Raw genomic sequence first — 14,903 nt, 5'->3', positions numbered from 1 at the left:
CTTCTGCCGCTTTGGTGATACCCGGGCTGTTTGCGCCGTACGCCGGACGGACACAACAGGAATACGGGTCTTTGCAGTTCAGAGACCCGCGGTTCGGATTCACCGAGCGTGGAAGGCTGTTGGTCATGGCGATAGCGCAGCCCGAGCGGGGCGGGCTGCTGCCCGAACGTACGGGCCCCCTTCGCGGCACACTCGCCACCACCGCCTGCATGGAGACCTTGCAGGTGGGCTATCTGCACGCCGTCGCCGCGGCGGCCGGTTGTTCCTTGTCGCAGCCGTTTCCCGACAACGGCATCGACTGGCACGTCAGTCACGGCTCGCCGGGGCACACCGTCGACGACGAGGTCACCATCAAGGTGCAGCTCAAGTGCACCTACCAGGTCGCGCCCAACCCGCCCGGGCGGTTCTTCTCCTTCACGCTCGACAACGACCATCTGCGCAAGCTCGCGCGCACCCCCGTCTCGGTGCACAAGATCCTCGTGGTCATGCTCGTGCCGAGATCCCAGGACGACTGGCTGCGCGCCAGCCACGACCGCCTCGACCTCAGGCACTGCTGCTACTGGGTCAACCTCGCCGGGCACCCGGTCACGGGCCGGACCCGGACCACCGTGCGGATACCGACCGCACGCATCTTCGACGACCGGGCGCTGTGCGAGATCATGACGCGGGTCGGGACGGGAGGCAGACCATGACCCACCGCCCCGTGGAGGAGCCCCTGCGGCCGGTCCGGCCGCATCCCGTCGACGCCGCCGCCTGGAACCGCGCCCCCGAGCCGGACGACGTCGACCCCGCCGTCCTCAGCGCCCTGCTGCACCGGCACGGCTGGCAGCGCCGCGGCGGCGCCCCCGGACGCTACGGCCGCTGGACCCCACCCGGACCGGGCACCGGCGGCACGAGCCTGCTCGTCCCCGAGAGCCGGGCCTTCCCCGACAGCGACGACCTGCTCGGCGAGGCGCTCGTCGCGCTCGCCCGCAGCGGCATGCCCTCCGCGCGTGAGGTCCTCGTCGGCCTCGCCGTGCCCAGCGACGAGATCCGCTGGTGGCGGGACGTGCCGACCGGGCCGGCGGGGGCCGCGTCCTGGGCGGTGGAGGAGCAGTTGCGCGCCGCTGCCCGGCAGACCCTGCTCGCGGGCGCGCTCGCCACACGCGCGCGTGCCGGTTACTACGGTGCCCGGCATCGCCGTGCCGCTCTTTCGCTGCTGGAGAGCGTCCTCGTCGGCGCCGCCACCGACGGCCGGCTCACCGCCTTCGTGCCCGTCGGCACCGGACGCCCGCTCGCCGTACGCCTCCACCAGGCCCTGTGCGCGGCCCGCGAGGCCATCGACTACCAGCGGGCCACCGGTGGCATGGACGCCTTCGACGGGGCCGTCGAGGCGGGCGTCAGCCGTGAGCTCACCGAGGCCCTCATCGCGCTCGTGCGCGGTACGGAGGGGGCCCGCATCGCCGTGGACTGGGCGCCGGCGGCCGGGGTGCCCGAGGGGTGCGCCGCTTCCGGGGAGCCCGTCGAGTTCTCGCCGGGCGACCTGCCCGTGCTGCGTGAGGCCGGGGCCCGCTATCTGCGCGAGGAGCCGTCCGTGCCGGTGCGGGTCACCGGGACGGTGGTCAGGATGCGCAGGTCGGGGCCGCGCGGGGAGGGCAGCGTACGGCTCCGGGTGATCGCCGGGGTGGAGGTGCCGCACGTGCGGCTGACCCTGGACGAGGAGGCGTACCGAATCGCGGGCCACGCGCACCTCGTCGGGCTGCCGGTGCGGGTGCACGGGCGGCTGGAGAGCCGGGGCGGGTTCCGGAGGCTGACGGGCGCCTCGGGCGTCGTACCGGTGCAGGTGGACGAGGCGGAGCGGGACCGGCTGATGAAGTCGTTGCAGGAGAACCTGGACTTCTTCGAGGAGGCCTGCGGGGAGGCCTCGGCAGGGGACTGATTTCGCGGTCGGTGGGTGCGGGTCGGTACGATCCCCTATTGCGCGCGCTCACGGTATGGCGCTCGCATCCCCTTCAGTCAGGAGAGACCGGTGTCAGACGTCCGTGTGATCATCCAACGCGATTCCGAGCGGGAAGAGCGCACGGTGACGACGGGCACTACGGCCGCCGAGCTCTTCGCCGGCGAGCGCTCGATCATCGCCGCGCGGGTGGCCGGTGAGCTGAAGGACCTGGCGTACGAGGTCAAGGACGGCGAGACCGTCGAGGGCGTCGAGATCTCCTCCGAGGACGGTCTCAACATCCTGCGCCACTCCACCGCCCACGTCATGGCGCAGGCCGTGCAGGAGCTCTTCCCCGAGGCCAAGCTGGGCATCGGCCCGCCGGTCAAGGACGGCTTCTACTACGACTTCGACGTCGAGAAGCCGTTCACGCCCGAGGATCTCAAGGCCATCGAGAAGAAGATGCAGGAGATCCAGAAGCGGGGGCAGAAGTTCTCCCGCCGTGTGGTGACCGACGAGGCGGCCCGTGAGGAGCTGGCGTCGGAGCCGTACAAGCTGGAGCTGATCGGCCTCAAGGGCTCGGCTTCGAGCGACGACGGCGCGGACGTCGAGGTCGGCGCCGGTGAGCTGACGATCTACGACAACCTGGATGCCAAGACCGGCGACCTGTGCTGGAAGGACCTCTGCCGCGGTCCCCACCTGCCCTCCACCCGGAACATCCCGGCGTTCAAGCTGATGCGCAACGCGGCCGCCTACTGGCGCGGCAGCGAGAAGAACCCCATGCTCCAGCGCATCTACGGCACCGCATGGCCGACCAAGGACGAGCTCAAGGGCTACCTCGACTTCCTCGCCGAGGCCGAGAAGCGCGACCACCGCAAGCTGGGCAACGAACTCGACCTGTTCTCCATCCCGGAGCAGATCGGCTCCGGCCTCGCCGTCTTCCACCCCAAGGGCGGCATCATCCGCCGGGTCATGGAGGACTACTCGCGCCGCCGCCACGAGGAGGAGGGCTACGAGTTCGTCTACACCCCGCACGCGACGAAGGGGAAGCTCTTCGAGACGTCCGGGCACCTGGACTGGTACGCCGACGGCATGTACCCGCCCATGCAGCTCGACGAGGGCGTGGACTACTACCTCAAGCCCATGAACTGCCCGATGCACAACCTGATCTTCGACGCGCGCGGCCGCTCCTACCGTGAACTGCCGCTGCGCCTCTTCGAGTTCGGGACCGTGTACCGGTACGAGAAGTCGGGCGTCGTGCACGGCCTGACCCGCGCGCGTGGCTTCACGCAGGACGACGCGCACATCTACTGCACCCGCGAGCAGATGTCGGAGGAGCTCGACAAGACGCTCACCTTCGTCCTCGGCCTGCTGCGGGACTACGGTCTGACCGACTTCTACCTGGAGCTGTCCACCAAGGACCCGGAGAAGTTCGTCGGCTCGGACGAGGTCTGGGAGGAGGCGACCGAGACGCTCCGCCAGGTCGCTGAGAAGCAGGGGCTGCCGCTGGTCCCGGACCCGGGCGGCGCCGCGTTCTACGGCCCGAAGATCTCCGTGCAGACCAAGGACGCCATCGGCCGTACCTGGCAGATGTCGACCATCCAGCTCGACTTCAACCTGCCCGAGCGCTTCGACCTGGAGTACACGGGTCCGGACGGCTCCAAGCAGCGCCCGGTCATGATCCACCGCGCGCTGTTCGGCTCCATCGAGCGGTTCTTCGCGGTGCTCCTGGAGCACTATGCGGGCGCCTTCCCGGCGTGGCTGGCCCCGGTCCAGGCGATCGGCATCCCGATCGGCGACGCGCACGTCGAGTACCTGGAGAAGTTCGCCGCCGCGGCGAAGAAGCAGGGGCTGCGGGTCGAGGTGGACGCCTCCTCGGACCGGATGCAGAAGAAGATCCGCAACGCCCAGAAGCAGAAGGTGCCCTTCATGGTCATCGCGGGCGACGAGGACATGTCGGCGGGCTCGGTGTCCTTCCGGTACCGCGACGGCTCGCAGGAGAACGGCATCCCGTTCGACGAGGCCATCGCGAAGATCGCGAAGGTCGTCGAGGAGCGGGCGCAGGTCTGATCGCTCGCCAGCAGTACGCGGAGGCCCTCGGGAGGCTCAGCTTCCCGGGGGCCTCTCGTCGTCCTCGCGCGAGAAGACCTGGAGCAGCCACGAGGCGAAGGTGCCGGTGACCGCGCCGAGCAGCGCCAGGCCGATGGCCATCATGCCGATGGCGATGAGACGGCCGATCGGGGTGACGGGGGTGACGTCGCCGTAGCCGACGGTCGCGAGGGTGGCGCAGGTCCACCACACGGAGTCGCCGAAGGTCCGGATGGAGGCGTCGGCCGCGCCCCGCTCCTGCTGGTACACGGCGAGCGAGCCCGAGAAGCCGAGCAGGAGCGTCGACAGTCCGGCGTACACCATCACGCGCGCGTGCAGCGCGAGCCGGGGCCTGCCGTGCCGCCGCTGCACCGCCTCGTAGACCCGGACGACCCGCAGGGGCCGCAGCAGCGGCAGCACCAGCACCAGCGTGTCCAGCAAGTGGGTGCGGACGAACCGCAGCCGCTGTCCGCTGACCCACCAGAGGACGGCGTAGTCCGCCGCGAACAGCGCCCAGGCGGCCAGCAGCACCGCGAGGCAGAGGTCGCGCCAGCCCTCCGCCAGATCCGGTGCCAGGACACGGACCGCGTATGCGGTGAGGAACAGCAGTGACGCCACGGCAAGTGGGGCCTCGGTGCGCCGCTCCCAGCGGTCCTTGCGGCTGTCGGTCTCCACCCCGACAGCTTCGCCCGCGCCGCTGCGGGCGCAACCCCGGCGACACGCCGCGAACGGGCGAAGCCATATGCTTCCCTGCATGACGAGTGAGCCGGAGCAGCAGTGGGGAGTGGGGACCCAGGACGCGTTCCAGCGTCTGTGGACGCCCCACCGGATGGCCTACATCCAGGGCGAGAACAAGCCGACCGGCCCGGGTGCCGACGACGGCTGCCCCTTCTGCTCCATCCCGGCCAAGTCCGACGAGGACGGTCTGATCGTCCGCCGCGGCGAGCAGGTGTACGCGGTGCTGAACCTGTACCCGTACAACGGCGGTCACCTGATGGTCGTGCCCTACCGGCATGTGGCCGACTACACCGATCTCACGGACGCGGAGACCGTCGAGCTGGCCGCGCTGACCAAGCAGGCGATGACGGCCCTGCGCACCGCGTCCGGCGCGCACGGCTTCAACATCGGCATGAACCAGGGCACGGTGGCCGGCGCCGGTATCGCCGCCCACCTGCACCAGCACATCGTGCCCCGCTGGGGCGGCGACACGAACTTCATGCCGGTCGTCGGCCACACCAAGGTGCTGCCGCAGCTGCTCGCCGACACCCGCAAGATGCTCGCGGACGCCTGGCCCGCGTAGCCGGCTACGCGTCGTAGAGGTCGGCCTTCTTCGGGGACGGGTCCTGGACCGCGGTGCTGAGGAACGCCGACCTCGTGCCGAACTTCTCCGTGTCGACGCCGTTGTCCTCCAGGACCTTGATCGCCGCCGCGTGCACCACACGCAGCACCGGTGTCGCGGCGCGCATGGCGTCGTCGGCCATGAAGCGGTGGCGCCAGGGCTGGTCGGCCCAGACGTGCCGCAGGCCGAACGGCTCGGGGAGGGTGATGGTGCCGCCGAGCCAGTTCAGCAGGGGCGGGTACCAGGTCAGCGGGGCGCGCACAGTGAGTCGTACGACCTCGTCGGTGGGGACCAGCGGCAGGTTGACCTTGCGGGTCTCCCACGGCTTGAAGGACTTCGCGACCTCCTTCGTGGGGGCCTCGGACTTGCCCGTGAACAGCGAGTTCACCGGGCCGAGCGCGTGGCCGGTCACCTCGATGCGCAGCGTCTCGTGCAGCACCGTGACGGTGATCATCATCGTGAGGATCAGCTGGCCGTCCCACAGCGTCCACTGCACGCCGAGGTAGTGCCGGTCGCCGCTGCCGAACTGCTGCTTGTTGCAGATGTCCTGTATCGAGTGCTGGCGGTGCTGGAAGGCCTCGATGTCCGCCGACTGCTCGGTGCGGGCCACAGCCTTGGCGTTCTCACCGATCGGCGAGACGATCCAGTGCCGTATGGACGCCTTCGGGAAGCCGCCGGTGTTGATGGTGTTCCGTTCCAGCATCCGCAGCCGGGCCTCGATGTTGCGGATGACGTCCCAGCTGCGGAACGGATGGATCTCCCGGGACGGGTCGGCGGGGGTGAGGTCCTCGGCGAGCTGCCAGCTGCCCCAGCGGGTGCCCATGCCGAGGATGCCCTTGGGGCCGGCGTAGAAGACGTGGTTGGACTGCTGCTCGGCGCTGAGACGGGCGAGGGACTGGCGCTTCTGCTCGGCCTGGGTCTCGCCGGGGCTGCTCGGCACCGCCTCGGGGACCTGGGCGCCGACGCTGCTGCCCGCGATCAGTCCGTCCCAGCGGGCGCGCAGGTCCTTCGCGGCGCTGTCGCAGATCTGCTTGGCCCAGAACCAGCCGATGACCGGCGCGACCACGCACGCGCGTGCGTACCAGCCCCAGAAGCCGGTGAACGGCATCTTGATCAGGAAGATGACGGCGAGGGCGCCGACGCCGACGAGGAGCGTGGTGGCGAGGGCGGAGGCGCGCTTGTTGGGGTTCTTGTCGATGGTGGTGCGGATCGCGAACACCAGGAGCCACACCAGGAGGCCGGGCAGGAACAGCACGCCGGTCAGCAGCATGACGGTCGAGAGCCGCAAGTCCCGCGCGCGGCGCAGGCGGTAGGCGGCCAGGCAGTGGTCGACGACGACCTGGGGCTCGGTGCCGAAGGACTGGATGAGCGGCTTGCGGTCCTCGCCGATCATGCGGTCGATCACGGCCCGGGAGAACGCCTCACCGAGATTGGGCTTGAACAGGCCGCCGGTCCAGCCCTGGCCCTCCTTGACCGTCGTCTCGTGCCATTCGTTGTTGGCCTTCTTGATGTCGTCGACCAGATTGTCCCGGTACGCCGCCGAGGCCAGGGCGAAGGTCGCCGTCTGGCTCTCGTCCCCCGTGCGGGGCACCTGTGGTCCGAAGACGCTTTCGTAACCGGCATCAACGGTCATTCCCGCCCCCGATCGCCGCCATGGTCGCTCCTGCGGCCTTCCCGACTTGCTTGCTTCGCACACCTGTTGATCAGGTGATCAGCGTATCCGCAGCCACCGACATTCGTCGGCGGACGGCCCAAGCCGCCCGCCGACTCGGAGGGGAGCGTTCCACAAAGGTCACTTGGAGCGTGCCCGGCCCCAACTGCTAGGAATCGCGCGCCTCTTCACGGATTCTCTCGGCGACCTGCGCCGGCATCGGTTCGTGCCGGGCGTAGGAGCGGTTGAAGCGGGCCGTGCCGTGGGACAGCGAGCGCAGGTCGACCGCGTACCGGCCGATCTCGATCTCCGGCACCTCGGCCTTGACGAGGGTGCGGTTGCCGCTGGTCTGCTCGGTGCCCAGCACCCGGCCGCGCCGCCCGGACAGGTCGCTCATCACGGCGCCCACGTAGTCGTCGCCGACCAGGATGCTCACCTCGGCCACCGGTTCCAGCAGATGGATCTTCGCGTCGGCCGCCGCCTCCCGCAGCGCCAGCGCCCCGGCCGTCTGGAAGGCGGCGTCGGAGGAGTCCACCGAGTGCGCCTTGCCGTCGAGGAGCGTGATCCGCACGTCGATGAGCGGGTAGCCGGCCGCAACTCCCTTGGCGGCCTGGGCCTTTACGCCCTTCTCGACCGACGGGATGAACTGCCGCGGCACCGCGCCGCCGACGACCTTGTCCACGAACTCGATGCCCGAGCCGCCCGGCAGCGGCTCGACCTCGATCTCGCAGATCGCGTACTGCCCGTGCCCGCCGGACTGCTTCACATGCCGCCCGCGCCCGCCCGACTTGCCGGCGAACGTCTCCCGAAGGGAGACCTTGTGGGGTACGACGTCGACCTGGACGCCGTAGCGGCTGCGCAGCCTCTCCAGCGCGACGTCGGCGTGGGCCTCGCCGAGGCACCACAGCACCACCTGGTGGGTGTCCTGGTTCTGCTCCAGCCGCATCGTCGGGTCCTCGGCGACCAGCCGGGACAGGCCCTGCGAGAGCTTGTCCTCGTCTGCCTTGCTGTGCGCCTGGATGGCGAGCGGCAGCAGCGGGTCGGGCATCTGCCAGGGCTCCATCAGGAGCGGGTCGTCCTTGGCCGACAGGGTGTCGCCGGTCTCCGCGCGGCTGAGCTTGGCCACACAGACCAGGTCACCGGCGATGGCGTGCGTCACCGGGCGCTGCTGCTTGCCGAAGGGCGTGGACAGGGCGCCGACGCGTTCGTCGACGTCGTGGTCCTCGTGCCCGCGGTCGGCCAGGCCGTGCCCGGAGACGTGGACGGTCTCGTCGGGGCGCAGGGTGCCGGAGAAGACACGGACCAGGGAGACGCGGCCCACGTAGGGGTCGGAGGACGTCTTGACGACCTCCGCGACCAGCGGGCCCTCGGTGTCGCAGGCCTTGATCTCGCGCGGCTTGCCGTCGATGGTCGTGACGCCGGGCGTGGGGTGCTCGAACGGCGTCGGGAAGCCCCGTGTGATCAGCTCCAGCACCTCGACCGTGCCGAGCCCCTGCCTGCCGCCGTCGGTCGCGGGAGCCGCGGCGAGGACCGGATGGAACACCCCGCGCGCGACGGCCCGTTCGAGGTCCTCGATCAGGGTCTTGACGTCGACCTGCTCACCGCCGAGATAGCGGTCCATGAGGGTCTCGTCCTCGCTCTCGGAGATGATCCCCTCGATCAGCCGGTTGCGGGCGTCCTCCAGTTCCGGGAGCTCGTCCTCGCCCGGCTCGGACTCCTTGCGCTCGCCGGTGGAGTAGTCGAACAGCTTCTGCGACAGCAGCCCGGTCAGACCGGTCACGGGCGCGTGCCCGTCGGGCCCCTGCGGGCCGTGCAGCGGCAGATAGAGCGGGAGCACGGCGTCGGGGTCGTCGCCGCCGAAGGCCTCCGCGCAGGTCCGGGTCATCTCCTCGAAGTCCGCGCGGGCGGCCTCCAGGTGTGTGATCACGATCGCGCGCGGCATGCCGACGGCCGCGCACTCCTCCCACACCATGCGGGTGGAGCCGTCCACGCCGTCCGAGGCGGAGACGACGAAAAGGGCCGCGTCCGCCGCTCGCAGACCGGCCCTGAGTTCCCCGACGAAGTCGGCGTATCCGGGGGTGTCCAGAAGATTGACCTTGATGCCGTCCCATTCGACCGGCACCAGGGAGAGCTGCACCGAACGATTCTGCCGGTGCTCGATCTCGTCGTAGTCGGAGACGGTGCCGCCGTCCTCCACGCGGCCCGCCCGGTTCACCGCCCCCGCTGTCAGTGCGAGAGCTTCCACCAATGTCGTCTTGCCCGATCCGGAGTGGCCGACCAGCACCACATTCCGTACGGACGCGGGGTGGTCGGCCGCTGTTGCCCTTCCGGCGGCTCCGGGGTGTGCGTTCGCCTTGTCGCCCATGGCCTTGCCTCCCGTGCACGGTGAGGTCACTGTGGGCGCGGACATGCGGATCCGCGTGCGATGGCGGCTCCGGTGACGCCCGCGGTTCTTCGAGCTTTCCACTCTCGTCACGGTGCGTCCATACAGCGGACGCGATCGCGCCGTTACCCGTACGCCATGAGGACGTGACACGGGGCTCGGGTGCCCGGCGGTCGCACACGCGCGCGCGTGGCTACGATGGGCCAGCCGGTGGCCAGCAGGGGCCGCGCGGCGACACCGACCCTCGGGAAGGCCATGCTGAACAAGTACGCGCGTGCATTCTTCACGCGTGTCCTCACACCGTTCGCCGCGTTTCTGATCCGCAGGGGCGTCAGCCCCGACACGGTGACACTCCTCGGTACCGCAGGGGTGGTCGCGGGCGCGCTGGTCTTCTACCCCATGGGCGAGTTCTTCTGGGGCACGGTCGTGATCACGCTCTTCGTGTTCTCCGACCTCGTCGACGGCAACATGGCCCGCCAGCTCGGCCGCTCCAGCCGCTGGGGTGCCTTCCTGGACTCCACGCTCGACCGGGTGGCGGACGGCGCGATCTTCGGCGGCTTCGCCCTCTGGTACGCCGGTGGCGGCGACGACATCGCCCTGTGCGCCGTCTCGATCTTCTGCCTGGCGAGCGGCCAGGTGGTCTCGTACACCAAGGCCCGGGGTGAGTCGATCGGTCTGCCGGTCGCCGTCAACGGGCTCGTGGAGCGGGCCGAGCGACTGGTGATCTCCCTGGTCGCGGCCGGTTTCGCGGGCCTGCACAAGTTCGGTGTGCCGGGCATCCAGTACCTGCTGCCCGTCGCCCTGTGGATCGTCGCGGTCGGCAGCCTGGTGACCCTGATCCAGCGTGTGGTCACGGTCCGCCGTGAGTCGGCCGAGGCCGACGAAGCCGCGGGCGCGCAGGAGGCGGCGAAGTGAGCGCTCGCGACCGGCTGACCGACGGCATGTACGGCCTGGGCTGGGGAGCGGTCAAGAAGCTCCCCGAGCCGGTCGCCGTGCGCCTCGGGCAGACCATCGCGGACCTCGCCTGGAAGAAGCGCGGCAAGGGCGTCCAGCGGCTGGAGAGCAACTACGCGCGCGTGGTGCCCGACGCGAGCCCCGAGCGGCTCGCCGAGTTGTCCCGCGCGGGCATGCGCTCGTACCTGCGCTACTGGATGGAGTCCTTCCGGCTGCCCGCGTGGAGCGCGGAGCGCGTGAAGACCGGCTTCGACCCCAAGGATGTGCACTACCTCACCGACGGCATCGCCTCCGACCGGGGCGTCATCCTGGCGCTGCCCCACATGGGCAACTGGGACCTCGCCGGCGCCTGGGTCACCACCAAGCTGGAGACGCCCTTCACGACCGTCGCAGAACGCCTCAAGCCCGAGACCCTGTACGACCGTTTCGTCGCCTACCGCGAGGGCCTCGGCATGGAGGTCCTGCCGCACAGCGGCGGCACCGCCTTCGGCACCCTGGCCCGGCGACTGCGCGACGGCGGCCTGGTCTGCCTGGTGGCCGAGCGAGACCTGTCGTCGTCCGGCGTCGAGGTCCAGTTCTTCGGCGAGGCGACCCGCATCCCCGCCGGGCCCGCGCTGCTCGCCCAGCAGACCGGGGCGCTGCTGCTCCCCGTGACGCTCTGGTACGACGACTCGCCGGTGATGCAGGGCAGGGTGCATCCCCCGATCGAGGTGCCCGAGTCAGGTACGCGGGCGGAAAAGACGTCTGTCATGGCACAGGCGCTGGCCGATGCCTTCGCCTCGGGCATCGCCGACCATCCGGAGGACTGGCACATGCTGCAGCGGTTGTGGCTCAAGGATCTCGACCCCGGTAAGGCGCCCTCGTGAGGATCGGCATCGTCTGCCCGTACTCCTGGGACGTGCCGGGCGGCGTCCAGTTCCACATCCGTGATCTCGCCGAGTACTTCATCCGGCTCGGCCACGACGTCTCCGTCCTCGCACCGGCCGACGACGACACCCCGCTGCCGCCGTACGTCGTCTCGGCCGGCCGCGCGGTGCCGGTGCCGTACAACGGCTCGGTGGCCCGGCTGAACTTCGGGTTCCTGAGCGCGGCACGCGTGCGCAGATGGCTGCACGACGGCGAGTTCGACGTCGTCCACATCCACGAGCCGTCCTCGCCGTCCCTCGGCCTGCTGACCTGCTGGGCGGCCCAGGGCCCGCTGGTCGCCACCTTCCACACCTCCAACCCGCGCTCCAAGGCGATGATCGCCGCGTACTCGATCCTCCAGGCCGCCCTGGAGAAGATCAGCGCGCGCATCGCGGTGAGCGAGTACGCCCGGCGCACGCTGGTGGAGCACCTCGGCGGCGACGCGGTCGTGATCCCCAACGGCGTCGACGTCGACTTCTTCGCCAAGGCCGAGCCCAAGCCCGAGTGGCAGGGCGACACCATCGGCTTCATCGGCCGCATCGACGAGCCGCGCAAGGGCCTGCCGGTGCTGATGAGGGCCCTGCCGAAGATCCTCGCCGAGCGGCCGCAGACCAGGCTGCTGGTGGCGGGCCGCGGTGACGAGGAGGAGGCGGTGGAGTCGCTGCCGGCGGAACTCCGCTCGCGCGTCGAGTTCCTCGGCATGATCAGCGACGAGGACAAGGCGCGCTTCCTGCGCAGCGTCGACCTGTACATCGCGCCCAACACCGGTGGTGAGAGCTTCGGCATCATCCTGGTCGAGGCCATGTCGGCGGGCGCCCCGGTGCTCGCCTCCGACCTCGACGCCTTCGCCCAGGTCCTCGACCAGGGAGCGGCGGGCGAGCTCTTCACCAACGAGGACGCGGACGCGCTGGCGGAGGCGGCCCTGCGGTTGCTGGCGGCCCCGGAGCGGCTCGCCGAGCTGCGGGAGCGCGGCAGCGCGCACGTACGGCGCTTCGACTGGTCGACGGTCGGCGCGGACATCCTGTCGGTCTACGAGACGGTCACGGCGGGCGCGGCGGCGGTGGCCGCGGCGGACGACGACAGGGCGCCGGGGCTGCGGGCACGGTTGGGGCTGGCGCGGGACTGAGCGGTGCGGGGGCGGGGGCGTGTAGAGCCGTGGACAGCGCGCGGGGCCCGGGGCCCGGGGACGCGTAGGCCGGGGCAGGGGCGCGGGGCCGGGGGGCGTGTGGAGGCGTGGGCAGTGGTCCGGGGACGTGTTGGCCGGGGCAGCGGCGCCGGTCCGTGGGGCGCGTAGGGCTGTGGGCAGGGGCGCGGGGGCTGGGGGGCGTGTGGAGGCGTGGGCAGTGGTCCGGGGGCGAGTTGGCCGGGGCAGCGGCGCCGGTCCGTGGGGCGCGTAGGGCTGTGGGCGGTGGCGCGGGGCCCGGGGGCGCGTAGGGCCGTGGGTGTACGTCGGTAGTGTTGCCGCCCGTGACCGCAACCCTCATCTGGATCCTCGTCGCTCTCGTGGCGATCGGCCTGTACTTGAGCTGGACCGCAGGCCGGCTGGACCGTCTGCACGCCCGGATCGACGCCGCCCGCGCCGCCCTCGACGCGCAGTTGCTGCGCCGTGCCTCGGTGGCTCAGGAGCTCGCGACGTCCGGCGTCCTGGACCCCGCCGCGTCGATCGTCCTCTACGAGGCCGCCCACGCCGCCCGGCAGGCCGAGGAGGAGCAGCGGGAGGTCGCCGAGAGCGAGCTGAGTCAGGCGCTGCGCGCCGTGTTCGCGGAGACTCCGCAGGTGGAGACCGTGAAGGAGGCGCCCGGGGGAGAGGCCGCGATCCACGAGCTGACCGAGGCGGTACGCCGGGTTCCGATGGCCCGGCGCTTCCACAACGACGCCGTCGGCGCGGCTCGCCGGCTCCGCGAGCACCGCAAGGTCCGCTGGTTCCGGCTGGCCGGTCACGCCCCGTTCCCGATGGCGTTCGAGATGGACGACGAGCCTCCGGCGGCCCTGGTGGACCGGGCCGCGTAGCCGTTCCGGCCCCGCGGTGACGGGAAAACGATCCACCGCCTCCCTATTGGCCCTTGCTGTGGCCTGGTCCCTTCACGTTTCCTCGGTGCCGTAGAAATCCTCTTTTCACATCAGTGAGGTCAACCCGTGTCCAGCACCGAGAACCAGACCCCCGAGACCGGCACCGCGCGCGTGAAGCGTGGCATGGCCGAGCAGCTCAAGGGCGGCGTGATCATGGACGTCGTGACCCCGGAGCAGGCGAAGATCGCCGAGGACGCGGGCGCCGTCGCCGTCATGGCCCTGGAGCGGGTCCCGGCCGACATCCGCAAGGACGGCGGCGTGGCCCGGATGTCCGACCCGGACATGATCGAGGGCATCATCGACGCGGTCTCCATCCCCGTGATGGCCAAGTCCCGCATCGGTCACTTCGTCGAGGCCCAGGTCCTGCAGTCCCTCGGCGTCGACTACATCGACGAGTCCGAGGTCCTCACCCCGGCCGACGAGGTCAACCACTCCGACAAGTGGGCCTTCACGACCCCCTTCGTCTGCGGCGCCACCAACCTCGGTGAGGCCCTGCGCCGCATCGCCGAGGGCGCGGCCATGATCCGCTCCAAGGGCGAGGCCGGCACCGGCAACGTCGTCGAGGCCGTCCGCCACCTGCGCCAGATCAAGAACGAGATCGCCAAGCTGCGGGGCTTCGACAACAACGAGCTGTACGCCGCCGCCAAGGAGCTGCGCGCCCCGTACGAGCTCGTCAAGGAAGTCTCCGAGCTCGGCAAGCTCCCCGTGGTGCTGTTCTCCGCCGGTGGCGTCGCCACCCCGGCCGACGCCGCGCTCATGCGCCAGCTCGGCGCCGAGGGCGTCTTCGTCGGCTCCGGCATCTTCAAGTCCGGCGACCCGGCCAAGCGCGCCGCCGCCATCGTGAAGGCCACCACCTTCTACGACGACCCGAAGATCATCGCCGACGCGTCCCGCAACCTGGGCGAGGCCATGGTCGGCATCAACTGCGACACCCTCCCCGAGGCCGAGCGTTACGCGAACCGAGGCTGGTAATGACCGATCCCGTCATCGGAGTGCTCGCACTCCAGGGCGACGTACGGGAGCACCTGATCGCCCTGGCCGCGGCGGACGCCGTGGCCAGGCCGGTCCGGCGCCCCGAGGAACTCGCCGAGGTGGACGGCCTGGTCGTCCCCGGCGGTGAGTCCACCACCATCTCCAAGCTGGCCGTTCTGTTCGGCGTGATGGAGCCCCTCCGCGCGCGCGTGCGGGCCGGTATGCCCGTCTACGGCACCTGCGCGGGCATGATCATGCTCGCCGACAAGATCCTCGACCCGCGCTCGGGCCAGGAGACGATCGGCGGCATCGACATGATCGTGCGCCGCAACGCCTTCGGACGTCAGAACGAGTCCTTCGAGGCCGAGGTCGACGTGCAGGGCGTTCCGGGCCATCCTGTGGAGGGCGTCTTCATCCGCGCCCCCTGGGTGGAGTCCGTGGGCGCCGAGGTAGAGGTGCTCGCCGAGCACGACGGCCACATCGTCGCGGTCCGCCAGGGCACCGCGCTCGCCACGTCGTTCCACCCCGAACTGACCGGCGACCACCGCGTGCACTCCCTGTTCGTCGACATGGTGCGCGCGAACCGCACGGCGGAGTCCTTGTAGGATCTCTGGCGTTCGTTATG

At 70.7% G+C, this 14,903-nt stretch carries 13 protein-coding genes; 10 read left to right on the top strand and 3 right to left on the bottom strand.

The features are described from left to right. Positions 1-125: 125 nt before the first annotated feature. From IQ210_RS30310 to thrS, 3 genes are all read left to right on the top strand, one after another. Positions 126-692 (top strand): DUF4365 domain-containing protein, encoded by a 567-nt coding sequence (locus tag IQ210_RS30310; RefSeq protein ID WP_097261568.1) that lies wholly within the window; start codon positions 126-128, stop codon positions 690-692. Beyond that, on the top strand, positions 689-1,918 hold the full coding sequence (locus tag IQ210_RS30305; RefSeq protein ID WP_194082354.1) for a hypothetical protein: 1,230 nt from the start codon (positions 689-691) through the stop codon (positions 1,916-1,918). Before IQ210_RS30310 ends, IQ210_RS30305 begins: the two co-directional genes overlap by 4 nt. Before the next feature lie 90 nt (positions 1,919-2,008). Continuing rightward, entirely contained in the window at positions 2,009-3,985 is a 1,977-nt protein-coding gene (thrS, locus tag IQ210_RS30300) for a threonine--tRNA ligase (protein WP_194082353.1), read from the top strand. 36 nt (positions 3,986-4,021) lie between these two features. Here the strand turns inward: thrS and IQ210_RS30295 are convergent, their stop codons facing one another. Further along, entirely contained in the window at positions 4,022-4,678 is a 657-nt protein-coding gene (locus IQ210_RS30295) for a potassium channel family protein (protein WP_194082352.1), read from the bottom strand. Between the two features lie 67 nt (positions 4,679-4,745). Between IQ210_RS30295 and IQ210_RS30290 the strand changes: the two genes are divergently transcribed. Then, positions 4,746-5,303: an HIT family protein gene (locus IQ210_RS30290; protein WP_126270781.1), complete on the top strand. Its 558-nt coding sequence runs from the start codon at positions 4,746-4,748 to the stop codon at positions 5,301-5,303. A gap of 4 nt (positions 5,304-5,307) precedes the next feature. Here the strand turns inward: IQ210_RS30290 and IQ210_RS30285 are convergent, their stop codons facing one another. After that, entirely contained in the window at positions 5,308-6,975 is a 1,668-nt protein-coding gene (locus tag IQ210_RS30285) for a hypothetical protein (protein WP_194082351.1), read from the bottom strand. Positions 6,976-7,162: 187 nt separating this feature from the next. After that, positions 7,163-9,358 carry an elongation factor G-like protein EF-G2 gene (locus IQ210_RS30280; RefSeq protein ID WP_194082350.1) on the bottom strand — a complete coding sequence of 732 codons (2,196 nt, stop codon included), beginning with the start codon at positions 9,356-9,358 and terminating at the stop codon, positions 7,163-7,165. A gap of 216 nt (positions 9,359-9,574) precedes the next feature. Between IQ210_RS30280 and pgsA the strand changes: the two genes are divergently transcribed. The 6 genes from pgsA to pdxT all read left to right on the top strand — a co-directional run bounded on the left by pgsA (position 9,575) and on the right by pdxT (position 14,883). Further along, on the top strand, positions 9,575-10,291 hold the full coding sequence (gene pgsA / locus IQ210_RS30275; protein ID WP_194082488.1) for a phosphatidylinositol phosphate synthase: 717 nt from the start codon (positions 9,575-9,577) through the stop codon (positions 10,289-10,291). Then, positions 10,288-11,196: a phosphatidylinositol mannoside acyltransferase gene (locus IQ210_RS30270; protein WP_194082349.1), complete on the top strand. Its 909-nt coding sequence runs from the start codon at positions 10,288-10,290 to the stop codon at positions 11,194-11,196. The genes pgsA and IQ210_RS30270 overlap by 4 nt, the downstream gene beginning before the upstream one ends. Next, positions 11,193-12,362: a glycosyltransferase family 4 protein gene (locus IQ210_RS30265; protein WP_194082348.1), complete on the top strand. Its 1,170-nt coding sequence runs from the start codon at positions 11,193-11,195 to the stop codon at positions 12,360-12,362. The genes IQ210_RS30270 and IQ210_RS30265 overlap by 4 nt, the downstream gene beginning before the upstream one ends. A gap of 341 nt (positions 12,363-12,703) precedes the next feature. Then, positions 12,704-13,246 (top strand): LemA family protein, encoded by a 543-nt coding sequence (locus IQ210_RS30260; RefSeq protein WP_194082347.1) that lies wholly within the window; start codon positions 12,704-12,706, stop codon positions 13,244-13,246. 183 nt (positions 13,247-13,429) lie between these two features. Further along, on the top strand, positions 13,430-14,278 hold the full coding sequence (gene pdxS, locus IQ210_RS30255; RefSeq protein WP_228048579.1) for a pyridoxal 5'-phosphate synthase lyase subunit PdxS: 849 nt from the start codon (positions 13,430-13,432) through the stop codon (positions 14,276-14,278). Next, positions 14,278-14,883: a pyridoxal 5'-phosphate synthase glutaminase subunit PdxT gene (pdxT, locus tag IQ210_RS30250; protein WP_194082346.1), complete on the top strand. Its 606-nt coding sequence runs from the start codon at positions 14,278-14,280 to the stop codon at positions 14,881-14,883. The genes pdxS and pdxT overlap by 1 nt, the downstream gene beginning before the upstream one ends. Positions 14,884-14,903: the final 20 nt, after the last annotated feature.

This window comes from Streptomyces justiciae (assembly GCF_015163075.1).
GTDB classification, from domain to species: Bacteria; Actinomycetota; Actinomycetes; order Streptomycetales; family Streptomycetaceae; genus Streptomyces; species Streptomyces justiciae.
This window is presented reverse-complemented; position numbering and strand designations above follow the sequence as displayed.

Coding starts and splice junctions, on each gene's coding strand:
- IQ210_RS30310 (WP_097261568.1), top strand. CDS start 126: ATGGCGATAGCGCAGCCCGAGCGGGGCGGGCTGCTGCCCGAACGTACG.
- IQ210_RS30305 (WP_194082354.1), top strand. CDS start 689: ATGACCCACCGCCCCGTGGAGGAGCCCCTGCGGCCGGTCCGGCCGCAT.
- IQ210_RS30290 (WP_126270781.1), top strand. CDS start 4,746: ATGCTTCCCTGCATGACGAGTGAGCCGGAGCAGCAGTGGGGAGTGGGG.
- IQ210_RS30285 (WP_194082351.1), bottom strand. CDS start 6,975: ATGACCGTTGATGCCGGTTACGAAAGCGTCTTCGGACCACAGGTGCCC.
- IQ210_RS30280 (WP_194082350.1), bottom strand. CDS start 9,358: ATGGGCGACAAGGCGAACGCACACCCCGGAGCCGCCGGAAGGGCAACA.
- pgsA (WP_194082488.1), top strand. CDS start 9,575: ATGGGCCAGCCGGTGGCCAGCAGGGGCCGCGCGGCGACACCGACCCTC.
- pdxS (WP_228048579.1), top strand. CDS start 13,430: ATGGCCGAGCAGCTCAAGGGCGGCGTGATCATGGACGTCGTGACCCCG.
- pdxT (WP_194082346.1), top strand. CDS start 14,278: ATGACCGATCCCGTCATCGGAGTGCTCGCACTCCAGGGCGACGTACGG.